The organism is Sandaracinus amylolyticus (assembly GCF_000737325.1).
GTDB classification, from domain to species: domain Bacteria; phylum Myxococcota_A; class Polyangia; order Polyangiales; family Sandaracinaceae; genus Sandaracinus; species Sandaracinus amylolyticus.
In genome coordinates this window covers 1,269,242-1,291,700 of sequence record NZ_CP011125.1, presented here as the reverse complement: position 1 = coordinate 1,291,700, position 22,459 = coordinate 1,269,242, and the positions used below count along the sequence as shown (strand labels likewise).

General features: G+C 71.1%; 21 protein-coding genes. 6 read left to right on the top strand and 15 right to left on the bottom strand.

Annotated features, from left to right (window positions below; translation table 11 throughout):
- Position 1: 1 nt before the first annotated feature.
- Complete coding sequence (gene fsa, locus DB32_RS05335) at positions 2–649, bottom strand: fructose-6-phosphate aldolase (RefSeq protein ID WP_053231340.1); 648 nt, start codon at positions 647–649, stop codon at positions 2–4.
- 175 nt (positions 650–824) lie between these two features.
- Here fsa and DB32_RS05330 point away from each other — a divergent pair, with 175 nt between their 5' ends.
- The 4 genes from DB32_RS05330 (at position 825) to DB32_RS05320 (ending at position 6,102) form a co-directional block, all read left to right on the top strand.
- A complete protein-coding gene (locus DB32_RS05330; protein WP_053231339.1) occupies positions 825–3,458 on the top strand; it encodes a substrate-binding domain-containing protein in 2,634 nt (877 codons plus the stop codon).
- Positions 3,459–3,640: 182 nt separating this feature from the next.
- Positions 3,641–4,891: an SRPBCC family protein gene (locus DB32_RS05325; RefSeq protein WP_053231338.1), complete on the top strand. Its 1,251-nt coding sequence runs from the start codon at positions 3,641–3,643 to the stop codon at positions 4,889–4,891.
- Positions 4,892–5,043: 152 nt separating this feature from the next.
- Positions 5,044–5,169 (top strand): hypothetical protein, encoded by a 126-nt coding sequence (locus tag DB32_RS49895; RefSeq protein WP_275935458.1) that lies wholly within the window; start codon positions 5,044–5,046, stop codon positions 5,167–5,169.
- A gap of 222 nt (positions 5,170–5,391) precedes the next feature.
- A complete protein-coding gene (locus tag DB32_RS05320) occupies positions 5,392–6,102 on the top strand; it encodes a hypothetical protein (RefSeq protein WP_053231337.1) in 711 nt (236 codons plus the stop codon).
- Between the two features lie 61 nt (positions 6,103–6,163).
- Here the strand turns inward: DB32_RS05320 and DB32_RS05315 are convergent, their stop codons facing one another.
- Both DB32_RS05315 and DB32_RS05310 read right to left on the bottom strand, forming a co-directional pair.
- A complete protein-coding gene (locus DB32_RS05315; protein ID WP_420820935.1) occupies positions 6,164–6,637 on the bottom strand; it encodes a dihydrofolate reductase in 474 nt (157 codons plus the stop codon).
- Positions 6,638–6,651: 14 nt separating this feature from the next.
- Positions 6,652–7,446: a thymidylate synthase gene (locus DB32_RS05310; RefSeq protein WP_053231335.1), complete on the bottom strand. Its 795-nt coding sequence runs from the start codon at positions 7,444–7,446 to the stop codon at positions 6,652–6,654.
- A gap of 83 nt (positions 7,447–7,529) precedes the next feature.
- Here DB32_RS05310 and DB32_RS05305 point away from each other — a divergent pair, with 83 nt between their 5' ends.
- The gene (locus DB32_RS05305; protein WP_053231334.1) at positions 7,530–8,057 is read left to right on the top strand and encodes a PH domain-containing protein; all 528 of its coding nucleotides are present in this window, start codon (positions 7,530–7,532) and stop codon (positions 8,055–8,057) included.
- A gap of 60 nt (positions 8,058–8,117) precedes the next feature.
- Entirely contained in the window at positions 8,118–9,191 is a 1,074-nt protein-coding gene (locus tag DB32_RS05300) for a hypothetical protein (protein ID WP_157068746.1), read from the top strand.
- 413 nt (positions 9,192–9,604) lie between these two features.
- Here the strand turns inward: DB32_RS05300 and dnaK are convergent, their stop codons facing one another.
- From dnaK to DB32_RS05240, 12 genes are all read right to left on the bottom strand, one after another.
- A complete protein-coding gene (gene dnaK / locus DB32_RS05295; protein WP_053231332.1) occupies positions 9,605–11,440 on the bottom strand; it encodes a molecular chaperone DnaK in 1,836 nt (611 codons plus the stop codon).
- Positions 11,441–11,547: 107 nt separating this feature from the next.
- Positions 11,548–12,537, bottom strand: coding sequence for a type II secretion system protein GspN (gene gspN, locus DB32_RS05290; protein WP_169791347.1), 990 nt, complete (start codon positions 12,535–12,537; stop codon positions 11,548–11,550).
- A gap of 13 nt (positions 12,538–12,550) precedes the next feature.
- A complete protein-coding gene (locus tag DB32_RS46430) occupies positions 12,551–13,195 on the bottom strand; it encodes a type II secretion system protein M (protein ID WP_053231330.1) in 645 nt (214 codons plus the stop codon).
- Positions 13,192–14,856, bottom strand: coding sequence for a type IV pilus biogenesis protein PilM (pilM, locus tag DB32_RS05280; RefSeq protein WP_157068745.1), 1,665 nt, complete (start codon positions 14,854–14,856; stop codon positions 13,192–13,194). The genes DB32_RS46430 and pilM overlap by 4 nt, the downstream gene beginning before the upstream one ends.
- Positions 14,856–16,271 carry a type II secretion system minor pseudopilin gene (locus DB32_RS05275; protein WP_053231328.1) on the bottom strand — a complete coding sequence of 472 codons (1,416 nt, stop codon included), beginning with the start codon at positions 16,269–16,271 and terminating at the stop codon, positions 14,856–14,858. Before DB32_RS05275 ends, pilM begins: the two co-directional genes overlap by 1 nt.
- A complete protein-coding gene (locus tag DB32_RS05270) occupies positions 16,268–16,972 on the bottom strand; it encodes a type II secretion system protein GspJ (RefSeq protein ID WP_053231327.1) in 705 nt (234 codons plus the stop codon). Before DB32_RS05270 ends, DB32_RS05275 begins: the two co-directional genes overlap by 4 nt.
- Positions 16,969–17,670 (bottom strand): type IV pilus modification PilV family protein, encoded by a 702-nt coding sequence (locus DB32_RS47970; RefSeq protein WP_053231326.1) that lies wholly within the window; start codon positions 17,668–17,670, stop codon positions 16,969–16,971. The genes DB32_RS05270 and DB32_RS47970 overlap by 4 nt, the downstream gene beginning before the upstream one ends.
- Positions 17,670–18,374, bottom strand: coding sequence for a pilus assembly FimT family protein (locus DB32_RS05260; protein ID WP_083457154.1), 705 nt, complete (start codon positions 18,372–18,374; stop codon positions 17,670–17,672). Before DB32_RS05260 ends, DB32_RS47970 begins: the two co-directional genes overlap by 1 nt.
- A 24-nt stretch (positions 18,375–18,398) precedes the next feature.
- Positions 18,399–18,806, bottom strand: coding sequence for a type II secretion system protein (locus tag DB32_RS05255; RefSeq protein WP_053231324.1), 408 nt, complete (start codon positions 18,804–18,806; stop codon positions 18,399–18,401).
- Positions 18,807–18,849: 43 nt separating this feature from the next.
- Positions 18,850–19,290, bottom strand: coding sequence for a type II secretion system protein GspG (locus DB32_RS05250; protein WP_053231323.1), 441 nt, complete (start codon positions 19,288–19,290; stop codon positions 18,850–18,852).
- A 9-nt stretch (positions 19,291–19,299) separates the two neighbouring features.
- A complete protein-coding gene (gspF, locus tag DB32_RS05245) occupies positions 19,300–20,529 on the bottom strand; it encodes a type II secretion system inner membrane protein GspF (protein ID WP_053231322.1) in 1,230 nt (409 codons plus the stop codon).
- Positions 20,530–20,532: 3 nt separating this feature from the next.
- Positions 20,533–22,452: a GspE/PulE family protein gene (locus DB32_RS05240; protein WP_053238685.1), complete on the bottom strand. Its 1,920-nt coding sequence runs from the start codon at positions 22,450–22,452 to the stop codon at positions 20,533–20,535.
- Positions 22,453–22,459: the final 7 nt, after the last annotated feature.

The following is a 22,459-nucleotide window of genomic DNA, read 5'->3' as shown; positions in this document are numbered from 1 at the left end:
ATCACTTCTGCGGGATCTTCTTCGCGTCGGCGAGGAAGGTCGCCAGGCCCGCGTCGGTGAGCGGGTGCTTGAGCAGCTGGTGGATCACCTTGTGCGGGAGCGTCGCGACGTGAGCGCCGATCTCGGCCGAGCGCACGACGTGCACGGGGTGGCGGATGCTCGCCGCGAGGACCTGCGTCGCGTAGCCGTAGTTCCGGTAGATCTCGACGAGCTGCTCGACGAGCAGCATGCCCTCGCCCGCGATGTCGTCGATGCGCCCGACGAACGGCGAGATGTAGGTCGCGCCGGCCTTCGCCGCGAGCATGCCCTGCACCGCCGAGAAGCAGAGCGTGACGTTCGTCTTGATCCCCTCGCTCGAGAAGATCTTCACCGCGCGCAGGCCGTCGGCGATCAGCGGGACCTTCACCACGACGTTCGGGTGGATCTTCGCGAGGGTGCGGCCTTCCTTGAGGATCCCCTCGAGATCGGTCGCGATGACCTCGGCGCTGATCGGGCCGTCGACGACCTCGCAGATGTCGCGGATCACCGCATCGAGAGGACGACCGGCCTTGGCCACCAGCGACGGATTCGTGGTCACGCCGTCGATGACGCCCATCGCGGCCGCGTCGCGAATCTCGTTCAGGTCCGCCGAATCGATGAAGATCTGCATCTGCTTCTCGCTTGCTCCGACCCCTCGGGTCCCTCGGGAACGGGGACTTTGAGGCCCGGCTCGCCGGAGGGTCAAGCGCCGGCGTGTGATCACGGACGACGACCGTTGCGCGTCCGTCACGCGGCTTCCTCGGTCCCGGCGCGCGGGCGGAGTCCAATGCGGCTCCGGCCGGCACGTGACCAAGGACGCGCTCGCATCCCACGAGGGTCGCCACGTCGGCCGCTACGAGATCCTCCACCGGATCGCGTCGGGCGGGATGGGCAGCGTCCACCTCGCGCGAGCCCACGGCGCGGCGGGGTTCGAGCGGCTCGTCGCGGTCAAGACGCTGCACCCGCACCTCGCGCACGACGACGAGTTCGTCGCGATGTTCTTCGACGAGGCGCGCCTCGCCGCGCAGATCCGCGACCCGCACGTGGTCGCGACGATCGACGTGCTCGACGAGCCCGATCTGCTGCTCGTGATGGAGTACGTCGAAGGCGTGCACCTCGGCGTGCTCGTCCGGCGCGCGCAGGAGCGCGAGGGACGGCTCGCCGCGCCGGTGGTGCTCCGGATCGTGCTCGACGCGCTGCAGGGGCTCGCGGCGGCCCACGATCTGCGCGACGCGTCGGGTCGCCCGCTCGGGCTCGTGCACCGCGACGTGTCGCCGCAGAACGTGCTGGTCGGGCTCGACGGTGTCGCGCGGCTGACGGACTTCGGCGTGGCGCGCGCCGAGGCGAGACGCGCGACGACGCGCGAGGGGACGCTCAAGGGCAAGCTCGGCTACATGGCGCCCGAGCTCTCGGCGGGCGAGACCGCGGACGCGCGCGCGGATCTCTTCGCGATGGGCGTGGTGCTGTGGGAAGCGCTCATCGGGCGTCGCCTCTTCGACGGTGAGAGCGACGCGGAGATCGCGATCCGGGTCTCGACCGCGCCGGTCGCGACGCTCTCGTCGATCGAGCCCTCGCTCGCGGCGCTCGACGCGGTGATGTCGCGGGCGCTCGCGCGATCGCGCGACGCGCGCTTCGGATCGGCGCGCGAGATGTCGGACGCCCTCGAGCGCGCCGCGTCGAGCCTCGGGATCGCGACGCGACGCGACGTGGGCGAGGCCGTCGCGCGGCTCGCGCGCGATCTGATCGACGCGGTGCGCGAGGGCACGTCGAGCGCGGGATCGGAGCGGATCGCGAGCAGGCCCGACGACGTGACGCGCCCGGTCACGACGTCGGCGAAGCGCAAGCGCGCAGCGACGACGAGCGATCCGCCGCGCGGTCCGTCGTCGGCGGGCGCGACCTCGTCGGTGGTCGTGCCGCCGCCGAAGCCGTCGCCGGTGACGTGGATCGCGCTCGCGCTCTCCGCGCTCGCGCTGATCGTCGGCATGTCGCTGCTGGTGGATCGCGACGCGCCGGTCGCGCGCGAGCACGGCGACGCCGAGCCCGTCGTGCGCACGATGCACGCGCCGCTCGCGCCCGACGCGTCGGCTGCGCTCGTGCCCACGATCACGGTGCGCGCGCGCATCGACGTGGAAGGACGCGTCATCGAGGCGCACGTGCCGATGTCGCGCGCCGATCTCGCGACGTGGGAAGCGCGCGCGGTCGAGGCGGTGCGCGGCTGGCGCTTCGAGCCGGCGCGCCGTGACGGGCGTGAGGTCGAGGCGTGGACGCAGCTCGCGGTCGAGTTCGAGCGCGGCAGCGCGCTGCGCGGGCTCGTGCGCGTGAAGGGCTCGGACACGCTCGGAGGATCGCTGCTGCCCGACGTCGCGCGCGCGTTCCGCGAGCAGCACCCGGGCGTGCGCGTCGACGTGGAGGCGCTCGGCTCGAGCACGGCGTTCGTCGGGCTCTTCGATGGCTCGGCGGATCTCGGCGCGTCGTCGCGTCCGATCTCGCCTGTGGAGCTCGCCGAGGCGGAGCGGCTCGGAATCGTGCTGCACGAGCTCGTGATCGGCTGGGACGGGATCGCGGTGATCGCGAACCCGAGCGCGGGGATCGCGCACCTGACGCTCGACGATCTGCGCGCGGTGTACGAGGGACGCGTCGAGGACGTCGGCGCGCTCGGCGGCGCGCCCGGGCCGCTCCAGGTGCTCTCGCGGCCGCGCGAGAGCGGGACCTACGCGTTCTTCGTCGAGCGCGCGCTCGCCGGGCACACGCCGCATCCGGGCGCGCTGGTCGTCGAGCACAACGAGGAGATCGTGCGCATCGTCGCGCAGGATCGCGGCGCGCTCGGCTACGTCGGCATGGGGTGGCTCTCGCCCGACGTCGCGACGGTGCCGCTCGTGGCGAGCGTCGGTGGAGCGCCGGTCGCGCCGACACGCGCGACGATCGAGAGCGGTCGTTATCCGCTCGCGCGCACGCTGCTGCTCTACGTGCGCGAGCCGGTGCCGCCGCTCGCGCTCGAGCTCGTGCGCTTCGTGCTCTCCGACGAAGGGCGGCGTCGCATCGCGGCGCACGGGTTCGTGCCGGTCGATCGCGCGCCGGCCTCGCTCGATGCGCTCGTCGCGGCGCCCCCGGGGCGTGCGCCGCTCGAGCCGGTGCGCATCACGTTCGCGCAGGGCGCGAGCGCGCTCGACGACGCGGGACGGAGCGCGCTGGAGCGCGTGACGGAGACGCCGGGCGCGCGCTTCGTCGTGATCGGTCACGCGATGGAAGAGGACGACGTCGGGTCGCTCTCGCTCGCGCGCGCCGAGTCGGTGCGCGCCCACCTGATCGAGCAGGGTGTACCGCCCGAGCGGATCGAGGTCCGCGCGGCGTCCGACTCGCAGCCTCTCGCCGCGAGGGGCACCGAGCGCGGGCGTCGCATCGGTCGTCGCGTCGACGTCTTCGCGGTCGTGTCAGACTGAGGTTGGCGGGAGGGGTCTTGGAAGACCCCTCCCCCCGACCGGCGGAGCCGGATCGGGGCTCCCCACCCTGAACGCTGCGCGCGGGGCCCCGGCCCCGCTTGCTCTCGTTCTGCCGCGGAGTGGCGGTGGGTGACGCGTCGCAGGATCGTGAACAACGTGCTCGCGCGGGCGTCGAAGGAATCATGCGCCGAACGCATGCCGGTTGGATCGCGCTCGCTCTCCTCGTCGGGAGCGCGCCGTCGCTCGCGCGCGCGCAGATCGATCCCGAGCAGGCGGATCGCGCGCTCGCGACGTTCAGCCCGCAGGAGCTCGCCGCGATCTCGCCGCTTCTGCGCACCGGCACCGTCGCGCTCGTCGAGTTCGTCGTCGACGGAGCGCTGCCCGCGATCGTGATCGCGACCGAGGTCGACGCGCCGCCCGCGGAGGTCGCGCGCGTGATCGGTGATCCGCGTCGTTACCCCGACTTCATGCCCGCGCTCGACGAGGTGAACGTCGAGGCCGACACCGGCGATCAGCTCTCGTACTCGTGGGGATGGCACACCGCGATCTTCACGCTGCGCGGCAGCTACGCGATGCAGCGCTTCGATCCGCCCGCGGGCCACGAGGAGCGCGGCTGGCGCTTCGTGGTGCGCAGCACCGGCGGCGACCTCGGCGCGGGCCGCACCGTGTGGCGCGTGCTGCCGCGCGAGGGCAACCGCACGCTGCTGCTCACCAGCTCGCGCCTCGACTTCCGCGACGCGAACTACATCGCGCGCCAGCTCTCGAGCGCGAGCTCGTCGATGAACCGCACCGTCACGATCGCGATCAGCTTCGCGATGGTGCTGCGCACGCGCATCGAGGCCGAGCGTCGCGCCGGTCGCGTGCGCGCGCCGCTCGCGCCTCCTTCGGGCGATCCCGAGCGCCCGACGTTCGATCCGGTCGCGATCGAGCGCGTGCTCGGGCGCGGCGATCTGATGTGGGTCGAGACGACCGGCGCGGACCTCGGACGCATCGCGGTGATCGGCGCGATGCACACGCCCGTCGCGCGCACGCGCGAGGCGATGCTCGACCCGCAGGGCTTCACCCAGGGGCTCCTCCAGGGCGCGCACGCGCGCATCCTCGAGCGCGACGAGCGCGGCACGCACTTCGAGTGGGGCATCGATCTGCCGCTCGTCGGCAGCTCGGGGCAGATGCGGCTCGGCGAGCAGCCCGATGGCCGCGTGCACCTCGACGGAGTGCAGGGCGCGCTGCACGCGGCGCGCTGGCGTTTCGAGACGATCGCGCGGCCCTACGGCACGCTCGTGTTCACGTGGGGGCGCTTCGATCCCGCCGACGGGCTCTGGCTGCTCCGCGTCGTCACCGACGCCGACGCGGCATTCCGCCCCGGTCTCGGCAGCGCGACGCAGCTGATGATGGTGCGCGGCCTCCGCACGCGACTGATTCGTGGCATCTGACCACGGGCGCACACCGCGCGATCGCGAGAAAGTCGCCCAAGGACACAGCAATTCGAGGAGTCACCCATTGCGCGCCGCGAACGCCGCTCCTACACCGAGGAGCCCACGTCGCGACCGCTCGTGACCCTGAAGTTCGGGAGAGCCTTCACGTGATGACCATCCTCCTCGGCGTCCTCCTCCTCGTCGTCCTCTTCCTCGCGACCTCGAACGACGGTCCCGGCTCGCCGACGCCCGCGCCCGTGCCGGTGCGCATCGCGTCGCGCGCGCGTCGTCGCTGACGCGCGAGCCTCGTGTCGTCACGAGGCGCGCCCCCACGCGGCGCCGATCCTCGCGCGCACGAGAGCTGGGCGACAACTCGCATCGTCGCGCGCGCCGTCGCTCGACGATCCACGCCCGAAACGATTCGCATCGCGCGCGGGCATGCCCGCTGCTGACCGGGTCGCGTCCCGGCGCGCACGGATGGTCGCTCCGGGCGTGGACCTCCAGCAGAAGGAGAAGCGATGCGAGTGACGAAGCTGAGCGGTGTGCTCGCGGGCGTGGCGGTGCTCGCCGTCGGCCTGACGGTGTCGGCACAGCGCGGGGGAACGGGGGGCACCGGCACGCAGCCGCCGCCGCGCGGGAGCACGGCGCAGCCGCAGACCGGCACCACGCCGCAGCGCGGCGCGGCGGGCGGCGGCACTGCCGAGCAGATGCGCAACGAGGTGTGCCCGGTCGGCATCTCCGACATGCAGGTCCAGGCGACGAACCTCGAGGAAGGCGGCGCGCTCGTCTTCACGACCTCGACGGCGAACGTGACGCAGCTGCGCGATCGCCTGAATCGCCTGGTGCAGATGCACCAGCAGCAGATGGGTCAGCAGCAGCAGATGGGTCAGCAGCAGCAGCAGCAGATGGGCGCGACCGGCAGCGCGGGCGGCAGCGCGACCCAGCGCGGGGCCACGGGCGGCACCTCGGGCCAGATGGCGCAGCAGCAGCCGCCGCAGCAGCGCGGCGCGACGGGCGGCGCGGGCATGCAGCAGCGCCGCTTCGCCGATCCGCAGGCGCTCATCCACCAGGGTCAGATCGAGATGGTCGAGATCCCGAACGGCGCGGTGCTGCTCATCGAGATGCAGGACCAGCAGCGCGTGAGCGATCTGCGCAACGAGCTGCGCGAGGACGCGCGTGCCCTCCAGCAGGGCCGCTGCCCGCTCTCGCTGCAGGTCCAGAGCGCCTGATCGATCGGGGCTCGATCCCGAGCCTGCGCGCCGCGGAGCGATCCGCGGCGCGCACGCGTTCTCAGCGCACGCGCTCGTAGGTGACGAAGCGGAACGGGAGCGCGTGCTTCGCGTCGACCGGATGCGCGACGTCGGACACCACGCGCCACGCGTCGCGCGAGAACGACGGGAAGCGCGCATCGCCCTCGACGTCGGCGTCGACCTCGGTGAGCTCGAGCACGTCCGCGCGCGGCAGGAACGCGGCGTACACCGCCTCGCCGCCGATCACCCAGAGCTCGCGCTCGTCGCGCACCGCCGCGAGCGCCTCGTCGATCGAGCCCACCACGACGCAGCCCTCGATGGGCGCGTGGCCGCGCGTGAGCACGAGGTTCGTGCGGTTCGCGAGCGGGCGACCGATCGACTCGTACGTCTTTCGCCCCATCACGACGGGCTTGCCCGACGTGAGCTGCTTGAAGCGCTTCAGGTCGTCGGGCAGACGCCACGGCAGCGCGTTGTCGCGCCCGATGACGCCGTTGCGCGCGACCGCCGCGATCATCGCGACGCGCGTCGTCATACCGCGACCGGCGCCTTGATCGCGGCGTGGTGCTGGTAGCCCTCGAACGCGATGTGCTCGGCGCGGAACGCGTCGATGTCGCGCACGCTGGGATCGAGCACCAGCTTCGCGAGCGGCAGTGGCTCGCGCGAGAGCTGCAGGTCGGCCTGCTCGAGGTGGTTCAGGTAGAGGTGCACGTCGCCCAGCGCGTGCACGAAGTCACCGACCTCGAGGCCCGCGACCTGCGCGATCATGTGCGTGAGCAGCGCGTAGCTCGCGATGTTGAACGGCACGCCGAGGAACACGTCGGCGCTGCGCTGGTAGAGCTGGCAGCTGAGCCGACCGTCGGCGACGTAGAGCTGGAAGAGCGCGTGGCAGGGCTGGAGCGCCATGCGCGGGAGCTCGGCGACGTTCCACGCGCTCACCACGAGCCGTCGCGAGTCGGGGTTGCGGCGCAGCTCGTCGATCACGTTGCGCACCTGATCGATCGGCGCGCCGTCGGGGCCCGGCCACTTGCGCCACTGCACGCCGTACACCGGGCCGAGCTCGCCGCGATCGTCGGCCCACTCGTCCCAGATCGTCACGCCGTTCTCGCGCAGGTACGCGACGTTCGACTCGCCGCGGAGGAACCACAGCAGCTCGTGCACCACCGACTTCAGGTGGATCTTCTTCGTCGTCACGAGCGGGAAGCCCTCGCGCAGATCGAAGCGCAGCTGCTCGCCGAAGAGGCTCAGCGTGCCGGTGCCGGTGCGATCTCCTTTGCGCGTGCCGTGCTCGCGGATCTTGCGGAGGAGCTCGAGGTACTGGCGCATCGCCGCGCGAGTCTTGCGCGGAACAAGGGCACCTGCGAGCGGTTCTTTGCCGCAACGCCCGTTTTTGCGTAGTAGTCCGCCGGATGCAGCGCTGCCCTCACTGCGAGACCGACCTCCCGCAGCCGAACCCCGCGATCTGCCCGTCGTGCGGAGCGTCGCTGGGCGAGCCGCCGCGACGCGCGAGCGGCGGGGATGCAGCGCCGCCGGAGCGCGTGATCTTCGAGGGCCACCCTGCCCTCGTGCCCGGCGTGCTCGAGGCGCTCTTCGTCGCGCTGACGCTCGGGCTCGGGCTCGTGTGGCTCTGGGTCCGCTCGCGCGGCACGCACTACCGGCTCACGACGAGCCGCGTCGTGATCGAGTCGGGGATGCTGAACAAGAAGATCGAGCAGATCGATCTCTATCGCGTCGACGACTACGCGGTCGATCTCCCGCTCGGTCAGCGCCTGCTCGGCACCGGGAACCTCACGCTCGCGACGACCGATCGCAGCGCGAAGGGCGAGGTCCGGCTCGCGCACCTGCGCACCGACGTGCGCGCGCTCTACGAGCAGCTGCGCGCTGCGACCGAGGCCGACAAGGCGCGTCGCGGCGTGCGGCGCTTCGATTCCGTTTGAGAGGGCACGATGCAGATTTTGCGAGCTCGCGGACTGATCGCCGCGAAGGGTTCGATTCCGATGATGGCCGCGCTGGTGATCGCGCACGCGCTGGTCGCGTGCGGTGGCGCGAGGCCGATCCAGGACGGTGATGCGGTCGCGGCGGACGAGGAGGGCGGAGGGCGTCGCGCGCGACGCGCGCCCCGCGCCGGCGAGCGATCGGACGAGGAGCCGGAGGAGGACGCCGAGGCGCCGGCCGAGGACGACGAGGAGCCGATCGCCGAGGGCGAGGTCGACTTCCCGCTCGGCGAGCGCGTCACGATCCCGGGCACCGGCGTGAGCCTCGAGCCGCCGCGCGGCACCGAGCGCTCGGCGTCGGGATCGACGCTCGTGCACCCGCGCCGTCGGCTGCAGATCGTGATCGCGGCGGCCGAGGGTGATCTCTCCGTGCACCAGCAGTTCCGGAGCGGTCTGCGGGCGTCGGCCGAGGAGCTCGAGAGCGAGGAGATCCAGGTGAACGGCGTGCCGGCCACGCTGGTCATCGATCGCATGGAGCAGGGCCAGACCCAGCTCGAGCGCGTGTGGATCGTCGCGCGTCAGGGCACGCGCAGCGTCGCGGTGATGGGGCTCTACGCGGCGAACCGCAGCGAGCAGATGCGCGCGTACCTGCGCACGAGCGTGCTGACGACGCAGATCGATGCGGCGGTCGCGATCGATCCCGAGGCGGCGCTCGGCTACCGCATCGATCCCGGCACGGGCCTGCAGCTGGTGCGCGCCGCGAGCACGAACGTGACGTACTCGACCGACGGGCAGCCGCCGCCGGGCGTGGGCCAGCCGATGATGCTGCTGATGCCGCTGCCGATCGACGTGCCCGCGACCGAGCGCACCGAGCTGTGCCCGCAGATCCTCGGGCAGCTGGTGCAGCTCTCGGGCGGACCGGACCTCCAGCAAGGAACGATCGAAGGCGGCGAGCTGACCGGCTGCGATCGCTCGGTGACGACGACCGAGGACCCGCGGCTCGCGACGTACACGGCGCTGGTCTTCCGCGGCGACGCGGCGTTCATGATCCTCGGCAGCACCGAGGCGAGCGGCGGCACGCGCTGGCTCCCGCGCTTCCGCGCGGCAGCCCGCACCCTGGCGCCCGTCACGCGCTGAGGAACCTGCCCGCCGAGGAGCAGGACTGCCATCCTCGCGACTTCGTTTCCGCCCTCCTGCGCTCATTGCTCTCTTCGGAGGAGAGTTTTTCGAGGAAGGCAGGAGGGTCAGGAAGACCACGGTATCGCGCCCGCAGGTCGTCGCGACTCACGCGCAGTGCCTTCGAGGGTGGCTGTCGTCGTCGATGGCCGTCGTCGACGATGACCGTCGTCGTCGATGGCCCGCGTGTCGAGTCGCCGGCCTGTCGAGTCGCCGGCGTGTCCAGTCGCGGGTGTCCCCCAGCTCTCTCCCTTCTTTCGTCCGGGCGCGTGAGCGCTCCACACGTCGGCGAGAAGACCCACTCACGTGGTCTTCCTCCTCCTCCTGCTCTCCTCAGAAACTCTCGGTTCTCGCTCCTGCTCTCCTCGCAGGAGTCAGCCGAGCGCCAGCTTGATCTCGCTGGCGAGCGCTTCGAGCTCTTTCGCGTGGCGGACCAGGTCGCGCGGATCGCTGTCGCGCGCGACCGCGCGCACGTGCTCCGCGATCTCGCGAGCCTTCGTGATCGCCGTCGGCGCGATCGTGATGCGCTCGATGCGACGCTCGGCCTCGGGCAGCACGCGATCGATCTCCGCGAGCGCGACCTCGAGGCCCTGGCGCGCGCGCTCGTGCTCCTCGAGGCGGCGGCGCTCGGCCATGTACGACTGCGCCTCGTGCATCATCCGCGCGATCTCCGCCTCGTCGAGCCCGCTCTGCGCGACGACCTCGATCGTCTGCGCCTCGCCGCTCTCGACGTCCATCGCCGCGACGCGGAAGATCCCGTCCTCGTCGATCTCGAACGCGACCTCGACCTCGACCTCGCCCGCCGGCGCGCGACGCAGGCCCGTCAGCGCGAACTGCGCGAGGAAGTCGTTCTCGCGCGCGACCTCGCTCTCGCCCTGCAGCACCACGATCTTCACGATCTGCTGATCGTCGCGGCTCGTCGCGAACACACTCGTCGTGCGCGTCGGCACCGTCGTGTTCGCGGGGACCAGCACGTCGTAGCGCCCACCCGCGACCATGATGCCGAGCGAGTGCGCGGTGACGTCGCGCAGCGGCATCGTCCCTCCCGGGAACACGCCGCTCTGCGCCTCGCCCTGCAGCGAGAACGCGGTGATCGCCGCGCCGAGCGCGACGACCTCGTCGGGGTGCACGCCGCGACACGGCTCGCGCTCGAAGAACTCCGTGACCGCGCGCTGGATCGCAGGCATGCGCGTCATGCCGCCGACCAGGATCACCTCGTCGACGTCGCTCACGCGGATCTCCGCGAGCCGCAGCGCGCGCTCGCAGATCTGCAGGCTGCGCGTGACGAGATCGCCCGTCATGCGCTCGAGCTGCGCGCGCGCGAGCCGCGTCTCGAAGTGGAACGCACCGCCCTCGCCGTTCGCGAGGAACGGCAGCTGGATCTCCGCGTCGTGCGTCTCGCTGAGCTCGCACTTCGCCTTCTGCGCGGCCTCGCGCAGGCGCTGGAGCGCGGTGGGATCGTCGCGCAGCACGAGCCCGTGTCGCTTCTCGATGCTCGCGAGCAGCCACGCGAGCACGCGATGGTCGAAGTCCTCGCCGCCGAGGTACGAGTCGCCGGTGGTCGCGATCACGTCGAACCCGACGGTCGGGTCGACGCGCACGATCGACACGTCGAACGTGCCGCCGCCCATGTCGTAGACGACGATCGTCTTGCGCTCCTCGCGCTCGAAGCCGTACGCGATCGCCGCCGCCGTGGGCTCGTTGAGGATGCGGACGACCTCGAGCCCGGCGATGCGCCCCGCGTCGCGCACCGCCTGCCGCTGCGTGTCGTTGAAGTACGCGGGCACCGTCACGACCGCGCGATCGACGACGTCGCCGAGGTGCTGCTCCGCGACGACGCGCATCTCGTGGAGCAGCATCGCGGAGAGCTCGGGCACCGAGTACGCGCGGCCGCGCAGCTCGATGCGTGCGTCGCCGTTCGCACCTTCCACGATGCGGAACGCGCTGTGCTCGATCGCGTGCCGCACCTGCGGCGAGTCGTAGGGGCGGCCGATCAGGCGCTTGGCCGCGTGCACGGTGTGCTCGGGGTTCATCACCGCCTGGCGCACCGCGAGCTGTCCGACGAGGCGACGCCCGTCCTCGGTCACCGCGATGACCGACGGTGTCGTCTTGTATCCCGCGCGATTGAGGAGCGCTCTCGGACGAAATCCATCGACGGCTGCGACACAACAATTCGTCGTGCCGAGGTCGATTCCGACGACGCGGGGCATCCGGCGAAGATGCCCGTGTACCGAGACACTGTCGACAGCGATGGTGGGAGAAGTGTGAGGATCACCCGCCCGTCACGGCGACGCTCCTCACGCGTCGCGCACCGCGCTCACTGCGCGAGCGTCGCGTTTCCCGCGCCCGACGCGCGGATGCTCGAGCCGAACGAGCCGGCGACGCGCAGCTGGAACGCGCCGTCGGGCGCGCGGTACGCGCGCACGTCGGGGGCCATGTCGACCATCGTGAAGATCGCGCGGGTGCGATCGTTGCGCTCGCGGTAGGGCTGCTTGATCTCGAAGCGCAGGATCACGTCGACGTTCGACATCCGCAGCGGGCGCAACAGCCGCACCGTGCCCGCGCCGCGCAGCTCGAGATCGTCGCTCGAAGAGGTCAGCTGCTGCACGCGCCCCACGCCGCGCTCGATCTGCATGCGGAGGTTGAGGTCGCCCGCGTTGAGCTGCTCGACGGTGATGCCCGTGCCGCGCATGCCCGGGATCTCGAGGCGCGCCCGGCCGTCTCCCACGCTGAGCCCCGCGATGGTCAAGGTGACTTGACCTTCGGTGTTCGCGGCCTCGTCCGCGATGGTCACGTCGATGTCGCCGCCCAGCGTGCCGGCGATCGGCAGCTGCACGTAGCGGCGCAGCGGCCCGATGCGCTGCAGCGCGACGTCGACGAGATGCGCCTGCACCTGCGTGCTCGTCTCGCCGTCGGAGTAGCGGCCCTCGATCGTGCCGCCGCCGCCGAGCTCCGCGTAGAAGCCGACCGACGTGGTGCCGCCGATCAGATCGAGCAGCCCGACGCGCGCGGTGACGGTCGTGAGCGTGAGCGCGGTCGGGCGCTCGCCTTCTTCCTCGGCGGGCAGCGTGAGGCTCACGCCCGTGAGCTCCACACCCGTGATCCACGAGGGCGAGAGATCGACGATGTCGAGCTCCGCGCCCGGCATCGCGCGCTCGACCTCGTCCTCGATCCGATCGCGCACGCGGTCGTAGGGGAACGTGCAGTACGCGAACGTGACGAAGCAGAAGAGGAACCAGAGCGGATAGAGCACGAACCGGCGGAGGTTCGTCTTCGCGCGCTCGCTGAGGCTGAAGGGCAGGTTCACGTCGATCCTCGGATCACGGAGGAGAGGGAGGTCCCGCGCGCACGGCGCCGCCGGGGCCCACCGGGCGCACTGCGGTCGGCCGATCGCCGGGCGCTGCGCCCGCGCCCGCGTCGCGATCACCGCCGCTGCGGTCGAAGGTGACGACGCCGAGCTCGAGGTTGTAGTGATCGCCTTCCTGGAAGTGATCGACGTGCACGCGCTCGATCGCGATCGGATACGGCGCGCTCTCGAGGTCGGTCATCAGGCGGATCGCCTGGCGCAGCGTCGTGCCGGGAAAGCTCGCGCGCACGTGGCGCTTGCGGAACCGACCTTCCTGCACCTCGGGCTGGTTCGTCACCGACGCGATCTGCATCTCGCGCGCGCTCGAGCGTCCTTCGAGGAACGTGCCGAGCTCGGGCGCGCGCTGTGCGTAGCGCGCCTCGGCGGCGTTGCGCTCGGCCTCGCGCTGCGCGAGGCGATCCTCGGCGCGCTCGATCTCCGAGAGCACGCTCGCGATCTCCTCGTTCTGCTCCTCGAGCTCGCCGATCGCGCTCGAGAGCAGATAGACGGGAAGCATGATCACGACGAGCGCCGCGACGATGCCGAGCGCGCGCACCAGGCGCTTCTCGCGCTCGGTGAGCGCTTCCCACTGCGCTCGCAGGGACTCGAACCGATTCATTGCTCGCCCTCCGCGGCGCGCGAGCGGCCGCTGCGGCCGCGCTTGGTGGGACCGCCGCCGGCGGGCTCGTCACCGGGGCACAGGATGTCCGCCTCGACGCGATAGAGACGTCGATCGTTGGGCGCCTGGGTGAGCGGTCCGAGCTCGAGCTCTCGGAAGCACTCCACTTGGCCGAGCGCCTGCGCGATGCGATCGCGATCCTCGATCGAGCGCACGATGCCCGCGAGCTCGAAGTGACCACCGCTGCGGTCGTCGCCGAGATCGATGTGCAGGCGCTGCACGTCGTGCGTGACGTCGGTCGGGATCGCCGCCGAGATCGCGGCGAGCGCGTCGTACGCGGTGAAGCGCGGCATCGGATCGCTGCGCGAGCCGCCGCTCTCGAGCAGCGTGCGCGCGCGCGTCGTGCTGCGCGTCTCCTCGCCGAGCCGATCGCGGGTGACCTGCGCGAGCTGCGCCTCGAGCGCCTCGCGCCGCGAGTCGAGCACCGACCAGCGCGCGTACGTCGAGAAGAGGAACGCGCACACGATCGCCGCGGCGCACGCGGCGAAGAGCGGCGCGTGCTGCCGCACCACGCCGGTCGTGCGACGCGCGACGAACTCGCCCTTGCGCAGATCGAGGCGCTTCGCCTTGCCGAGCCCACGCGCGGCGAGCGCGAGCGCGAGCGCATAACGCGCACGCACCACCGGCTCGATCCCGGTCGGGACCGGCTGGGTGTCGGGGATCGCGAGGAGCTCGACGGGCTGACCCAGCACCGCGCCGATCCACTGCGGCACGCGCTCGTCGTGGACGCGATGACCGGACACGTGGATCGCGACCGGGGGCGCGCCGCCCTGCATGCGCCACGCGGCGAGCGTCTGTCGCAGCTCGCGCGCCAGGCGCTCGGCGAGCGAGCCCGAGAACGCGCTGCCCGCCCCGCCGCTCGTCGCGAACGCCGCGTCGCCGGCGTCGTCGACGCCCGCCGAGATCGTGCGCGCGAGCGCGGTCGTGCCGTGGCGCAGGATGCAGACGTCGGTGCGGCGCGCGCCGAGGTGCACGATCACGTGCGGCCCTTCGGTCGCGAGCGCGGGCACGACCTGCGCGAGGCCATCGAGCGCGGCGGCGCCCACCGCGAGCTCGATCGGATCGACGCGCCACGCCGCGAGCTGATCGAGGTAGCCGCGGATGCGCGTCTTCGGCACCGCGACCACGAGCGCGTGGAGCTTGCCGTTCTCGACCTCGATCGTCTGGTGATCGAGCAGCGTCTCGTCCGCGTCGAACGGCACGAGCGCTTCCATCTCGATCGGGAGCAGCTCGTCGATCTTCTTCGCGACCGCCGCGGGCAGCTCGATGCGGCGCATCGACGCCTCTTCACCGGGCAGCGCCGCGACGATCGACGGGCGCGGCGGGCTCATGCGGCGCACGAGCTCCTCGAGCGCGACGCGGATCGGATCGGGCGGCTCGGCGGGCGCCTCGGGCTCGCTCGGCGGAGGCGGCGCGGGCTCGGTGCCGGGGAAGGCCTCGGACACCGGCGCGAGCATCGGCGCGGGCGCGGGCTCGGGCGCGCTCGGCGGCAGGATCGGCACCTCTTCGAAGCGCGCGATCTGCTTGTTGCGCAGCGACGTACGAATGAGCACGCCGCGCACTGCGTCGGGCGAGATCTCGATGCCCAACAGGTTCGCCATCAGTCCACCCGGTAGTAGTAGAAGATGCCGAGCCCCGGCATCGTGCCCGCGTTGGGCGGCGGCGGGGTCCAGCGATCGTGGAAGTTCATGACGGTGCGCACGCGGACCGTCGCGCGACCGACGGTGCCGGTCGACTGGATCGTCAGGATGCGCGCCGCGGTGACGAACGCCGACTCGACCTGCGTTCCCTGCTGCGCGCTCATCGTCACGGGCCGGAAGAGGATCGGGTTGTCCGCCCCGAGGAAGCCCGCGAGCATCGGATAGAGATCGCGCTCACCGCCGCGCCCCTCGAGGAACGCACGGAAGTCGCGCGGGTGCGTGAACCACGGGATCGGCGCGATCATCCGCAGCGTGCGCATGATCTGGATGAACTTGCTCGCCTCGACGGGGTCCGTGCAGAGCGGCTGATCGGTGAGGATCGAGCAGACGCGCGCGATGAGCACCTCGGGCGTCGCCTCGTTCGGATTCACCGCGCCCGAGCCGTAGATCGTGATCGCGCGCGTGTTCGGATCGTCGGGATCGGGCTCGACGAACGTCGCCCAGAAGTCGTCGCCGACGCCGCGCACCAGGCGGATCTCCTCGATCGAGTCGAAGGCTGCGTTCTTCGCCTGATAGGGGTCGTCGAACATGCGGTACACGTCGTCCTCGGCGCCGCCGCTGGCGACGGTGCTCGCGCCGGGATCGAACGTCGTTCGGTCGCCGTCGTAGTCCCACCAGTCGATCAGCGCGCTCACGACGTCGAGCCGCGACGTGTACTGCCCGTCCGCGTCGCGCTGCTCGAAGAGCGGATCGAACGGCGACGGCGACTGATAGCCGCCCATCAGCGCGAACATCTGCATCGCGACGCCGGTGCGGGCGCGATCGCCGTCGAAGTTGAGCGGATCGCTGACGTTGAGCTTCGCGTTCTCGGCGAGCGCGATGATCTCGCAGGTGCCGCCGGTGTCGCCGAGCCCCTCGCTCGTGGCGAAGTCCACGCCGACGGTGTTGATGATCCCCGACTCCTGCATCCCCTCGTAGTCGCAGAACGGACGGAGGATCCCGTTCGCGTACGACCACACCGGGATCATCGGCGGCGCGCGACCGGTGAGCAGCTGGTAGATCGGCGCGACCGTCGCGCGGATCGCGGGCTCCTGCGAGACGAGCAGGCGCGTGAGGTTGAGCCCGCTCTTCGCCATGTACTCGGCGCGGAGCTGATCGCGCTCGGTCGTCGCCACGACGAACGACGCGGTCGTGCTCTCGTGCATGTCGGCGAGCATCACCGCGAGGATCGCGACCGCAGTCATCGCGATCACGAGCGCGATGCCGCGCTCGCGCAGGCTGTGGTGGGCCTTCGCGCCGCGGCGCACGCGACGCTCGCGATCCTTGCTGTCGCCGGCGCCGCGGAACGGCCCGATCCCGTGCGCACGCGCCGTCACGGGTTGTACACCGCGTGGTTGAGCGCCCAGGTGATCGGGATCACCGCGCGCGTCGTGTACGTCTCGGTCCGGCGCGGATCGATCACGCCCGGCACGACGAGCTGCACGCGCACCTGCGTCGGCAGGCGGTTCGCCTGGGTGCCGGTCGGCGTCGCGTCCCACGAGTCGACCCAGTCGAGCGTGAGGCCGTCGAGGTACTCGAGCGAGAACTCGCGCACGTCCTCGACCATGATCGTGAGATCGCCGCCCTCTTCGGGCGTCGCGTCGATGCGGCGCTGCTCGCGGCGCACGAGCGCGGTCTGATCGCGGTGCTCGGGGTGGCGCGCGAGGAAGTAGCTGACCTCGTTCTGATCCGACTCGTGCGCATCGCGATACAAGCGACGATGCGAGAACGACGTGAAGTCCACGCGGCTGCCGCGTCCCTGGCGATAGCCGTGGAACGTCGTGAGCATCGACTGCATCGACGGGTTCGGATTGACGTGGACCGAGACGTACGCCTGCGAGAGCTCGCGGACGATGCGCTCCATCGCGACGCGGATGACGTGCGCGCGATCGGCCTGCTGCTCGACGCGCGTCTTGTTGCGCATCGTCTGCGAGAAGCCGCCGTACACGACCGTGGTGATGATCGCGAGGATGGTCACCGCGACCATCGCCTCGATCAGCGTCATGCCGCGCGTGCGGAGACGACGACGCGCGCTCACAGCCCGCCTCCGCTGCGGCCCGGCGGCGTCTGCGTGCCGGGGGGCGGCGTGGTCGACGAGCCCGGCCCGTTGATCAGCTGATCCGCGGCCTGCTGCGTGACCGCGGCCGGCGGCTGCTCGGCCACGAGATACTGCACGACGTCGAACGAGCGCTCTTCGTCGCCCTCGTGCCAGCGCACCGTCACGCGCGCGCGCCGCACCTGCTCCTCGATCTGCGGCTTGAGCACCGGGAACGCGTACTGGAGGGCCATCTCGGCGACCATGTCGCCGCCGCCGCCCATCATCGCGCCCGACATGATCGAGGTGACGTCGGGCATCTGGGGCCCACCGCCCTCCTCGCCCTCCGCGCCTTCCGCCGCGGCGCCGAGCCCTTCCGCGAGCTCCTCTTCGCCCGTCGACGCCTGATCGGGCAGCACGATGCGCGAGATCTCCCACTCGCACTCGAAGCCCTCGACCTCGCCGTCCTCGCAGCACGCGTCGACGCTCGTCGCGCTCACCGCGGGCAGGCCCTCGCGCGCCATCTGCTCTTCGATCTCCGCCATCTTGCAGCGGGCGAGCAGCGTCGCCGTGGTCGTGAAGCGCGCGCGCGCCGCGACGCGGATCGCGCCCGCTTCGCTCGCGAAGATCGCGGTGAGCGCGATCGCGAGGATCGCGACCGCGACCATCACCTCGAGCAGCGTGAAGCCGGCGCGGCGCATCAGTCCCTCACCTCGCTGGTGCCCTGATCGAGCAGCTCGTCGGGCTCCCACGCGTGATCGCGCACGCGCGTGCGGCCGGTGAGCGGATGGATCTCGACCGAGAACACGCGATCGCCGCCGTCGCTCAGCCAGATCACCGCGTGCTCGGTCTGCCCGCCGGGGAAGAAGTAGATCGATCCGCGCCCTTCCTGGCGCGGCTCCGGCTCGTGCGGCGTGATCAGCCGCTCGATCGTGATCCCTCTCCCGAGCGGATGCGCTTCGTAGCGGCGTCCCTCGATCGCCGAGAACGGCGAAGCGCCGAACGACGGGCGCAGCGTGCTCTCGATGCGCGCCTGCGCGGCGGCCCACGGATCGACGCCCGAGATGTCGTCGCCGCTGCCGTCCTCCGCGATCTCCGCGCGACGCTCGTCGTTCGCGCGCGCGAGCGTCACGCGGCCGTGCGCCTCCTCGAAGCCCATCGTCTCCTGCTCGAGGTCGAACACGAGACGCACCGTCGTGCCCTGCGCGATGCTGCGGTTGTACGCGTAGCGCACGCCGGCGGTGATCTTCATGCACGCCGATCGGAGCTGCGTGCGCTCGAGCGCGCCGAGGCCGTAGCCGAGGCCGGTCGCCGCGAGCGCGATGATGATCACGACGACCATCATCTCGATGAGCGTCATGCCCTCTCGCGCCCTGCGCGCTCGCTCTCGACGCACGCGTCGCATCGCTCGCTCCGATCATCCGCGCGCTCACTGCGGGCGGATGTCGTCCTCCGTGCCCATCTGGCCGTCCGAGCCCGCGCTGACCACGTAGATGTCGGTGCCCTCGCACTCGATCGTGAAGTCGCGATCCCACGCGTCGGTCGTGCGGCGCGTCCGGTCGAGCACGCCGGCCTCGACGAGGTCCGCGACCGTCGGGCAGTCCGCGCCGGGCTCCTGGCTGAGGAAGAGCACCGCCGCCGACTGCACCGACTGCGCGTCGGAGCGCGTCGAGTTCACACGCGTGCGCTCGAGCTGCGGCAGGACCGCGATGCCGACCGCGGTCGCGATCAGCGCCATGATGATGACGACGATCATGATCTCGACGAGCGTCATGCCCGCGCGGCGACGGCGGCGGCGCGCACGACGGACGATCGCGTTCTGGTTCTGCTGCTGCATCTCGGCCTCTCGCGGTTCTTCGTGAATGACGTTCACTTTTCGCTCACTGGATGTTGTCGTCGTCGAGGAAGCTCCCGCTCGGCCCCGCCGACACGACGTCCACGTCCCCTTCGTCGTAGCGTCCCGGACAGCGCACCCAGAGCGGATGGCCCCACGCGTCGAGGGGCTCCTCGCGGAGGTAGTGCACGCCCGAGCGCGCGGCCGGGCCGGAGACGGGGTGCACGAGCTCGCGCATCGTGTGCGGGCAGCGGCCCATGTCCTCGCGGAACTGCGCGAGCGCGCGGCGCGTCTCCGCGATCACCGCGCGCGTGTGGCGCACCTTCTCGCGCGCCTCGACGCTCTGCCAGATCGCGACGCCCACCGCGATCACCATCAGCGCGGCCAGCACGCGACGCCACTGCCCGCCCGCGATCAGCTCGCGAAGGCGCGATCCCTGACGTTCCCAGGGGAGCGCGACGCTCGAGGTGCGAGGGCGGCGAGGCATGCGGGCGCATCAGTTCGCGATGAACTCGTTGATCGACATCAGCGGCATCAGGATGGAGAACGCGATGCCCGCCGAGATTCCTCCCATCAAGACGATCATCATCGGCTCGAGGAGCGAGGTCATGCCCTGCACGCGCGTCTCGACCTGGTTGTCGTACGCGACCGCGACGTTCTCGAGCATCTCCTCGAGCTGACCCGAGCGCTCGCCGATCGCGATCATGTGGGTGACGATCGGCGGGAAGCGACCGCTGCGCTTGAGCGGGACGGCGATGCTCTCGCCCTCGCGGATCGAGCCCGTCGCCTCCTCGACGACGCGCTGCAGCTCGACGTTGCCGAGCACGTTCTTCGTGATGTCCATCGCCTGCAGGATCGGCACGCCGCTCTTGAGGAGCGTCGAGAGCGTGCGCGAGAAGCGCGACACCGCGACCATCAGGAACAGCTTCCCGAAGAGCGGGAGGCCGAGCAGCCAGCGATCCCACTTCGAGCGGCCCTCGGTCGTGCTCACCCAGCGACGCCAGCCGTAGAAGCCGCCGATCGCGATCAGCGTGAGCAGCCACCAGTAGCCGATGAACACGTCGCTCGTGAAGATGAGGAGGCGCGTGTACCAGGGCAGCGCCTGCTCGAAGCTCTCGAAGATGCTCGTCACCTTCGGGACGACGACGACCATCATGATGCCGACGGTCGCCATGCTCATGAGCACCATGAACGCGGGATAGGCGAGCGCGGAGCTGACCTTGTTCTTCAGCTTGCTCTGCGCCTCGAGGAACTCCGCGAGCCGGCCGAGCACGGTCTCGAGCGTGCCCGAGGCCTCGCCCGCCGCGACCATGTTGACGAACAGGCTGCTGAAGATCGCCGGGTGGGCCTTGAGCGCGTCGGCGAGGCTCGAGCCCTCGTTGACCTTGTCGCGCGTCTGCGTGAGCGCGTTCTTCAGCTCGGGGTTCTCGAGCTGGTCGATCAGCGCGCTCATCGACTCGACGAGCGGCACGCCGCTCTTGAGCAGCGTCGCGAGCTGGCGCGTCATCATCGCGACGTCGAGCGCCGAGACGCGGCGGAAGAAGCGTCCGAAGTCGACCTCGCGCGCGGTCTTCTTCTTCGCCTCCGACTCCTCGAGCGCCTGCGTGAGGATCACGCCGTCCTTGCGCAGGACCGTGCGGAGCGCGCGGACGTTGTCCGCATCGCGCACGCCCTTGACCTCCTTGCCGGAGGCGGACGCGATCCCGCGCCAGACGTAGACCGCCATGCGTTACTCCAGGTCCCCCGCCTGCGTCGCGGCGAGGACCTCCTCGAGGCTCGTGATGCCGAGCACGACCTGGCGCGCGCCGTCCTCGCGGAGCGTGCGCATGCCGCGCGCGGTCGCGGCGCGCGTGATCGTCACGGCGTCGCTCTGGTTGAGGATCTCGCGGCGCACCGGCTCGTCGATCATGAGGATCTCGGCGATCGCGATTCGCCCGCGATAGCCGGTGTGCGAGCACTCGCTGCAGCCCACCGCGCGGTAGAACACGGGACGCATCGCGCCGCCGTTCGGCTTCTTCTTCGCGGGCCCCGCCGCGGCGATCGTGGGCATGCGGTGCAGGCCCGTCGGCTCGTCGTCGAGCAACGCGACGTCGTCCTCCGAGCCCCACGGCACCTGCTGTCCGTGACCGTCGCCACCGTCGGCCGGGTCCGGCGGCGTCGTGCTCGTGCGCAGGCCGGTCCACGGCTGCACGCCGGGTGAGCTCACGATGCCCGCGAGGCGGCTGCGATCGACGCCGAGCGAGCGGAAGTCTTGATCGGTCGGCTCGTAGGGCTGGCGGCAGTGCACGCACAGACGTCGCACGAGGCGCTGTGCGACCGCGGCGAGCAGCGAGCTCGAGATGAGGAAGGGCTGCGTGCCCATCTCGACGAGACGCGTGATCGCGCCGGCCGCGTCGTTGGTGTGGATCGTCGAGAGCACCAAGTGACCGGTGAGCGACGCGTGGATCGCGATCTCGGCGGTCTCGTGATCGCGGATCTCACCGACCATGATCACGTCGGGGTCCTGGCGCAGGAACGAGCGCAGCGCGGCCGCGAACGTGAGGCCGATCTTCGCCTGCACGTGCATCTGGCCGATGCCGCGCAGCTCGTACTCGACGGGATCCTCGGCGGTGAGGATGTTGAGGTCCGGCGTGTTGATGCGGCTCAGCGCGGCGTAGAGCGTCGTCGTCTTTCCGCTGCCGGTCGGGCCGGTGACGAGGATGATGCCGTTCGGGCGCGTCGCGAGGTGGTGCAACGTCTCGAGGTACGCGCCCGAGTACCCGAGATCCTCGAGGTCGAGCAGCGTCTTCTCCTTGTCGAGAAGACGCATGACGATGCGCTCGCCCTTGCTCGTCGGGATCGTCGAGACACGCACGTCGATGAGGCGGCCCGCGATCTTCTTCGTGATGCGGCCGTCCTGCGGGAGGCGCTTCTCCGCGATGTTGAGGCCCGCCTCGATCTTCACGCGCGAGACGATCGACTGGAGGAAGCCCTTGTGCGCGGTCTTCGCGACGTGGAGGTTGCCGTCGACGCGATAGCGGACCTGCACCTCCTTGTCGCTCGGCTCGATGTGGATGTCGGACGCGCGCTGCTGCGCCGCTTGGTAGAAGAGGTTGTTGACCCAGCGGATGACGGGCGCTTCGTCCGTCATGTCGATGAGGTCCTGGAGCTCCTCGACCTCCTCGCCGGCCTTCGCCTCGCCGAGCGCCTCTTCGTTCTTGCGCTCGTAGACGCGGTTGATCGCGTCCTCGATCGCCTCCGAGGTCGCCGCGATCGGCAGCACGTCGCAGCCGAGCAGCGCGCGCAGATCGTCGAGCGGCGTCGGGTCGAGCGGGTTCGCGACCGCGACGTACACGACGCGCCCGTCGTGCTTCGTCTCGAGCGGGAGCACGCGGTGCTGGCGCGCGAAGTTGATCGGCACGCGATCGATCAGCTCGGCCGGGATCTCGTTCCACGCGAGCTTGTCGCGGAACTCGATCCCGACCTCTTCCGCCAGCGCGCGGACGACGGCGTCCTGGCGAACGTCGCCCGTGACCTGCAGGAGATCGAGCAGCCGCGCGTCCTTCTCCTCCGCGGTACGGAGCAGGTCGGGCAGCTTCGACTCCTCGAGCGCACCACGGCGCACGAGGATCTCGCCGACGAACTTCTGCTGGGCTGCGCTGTTCTCCATGAGGACC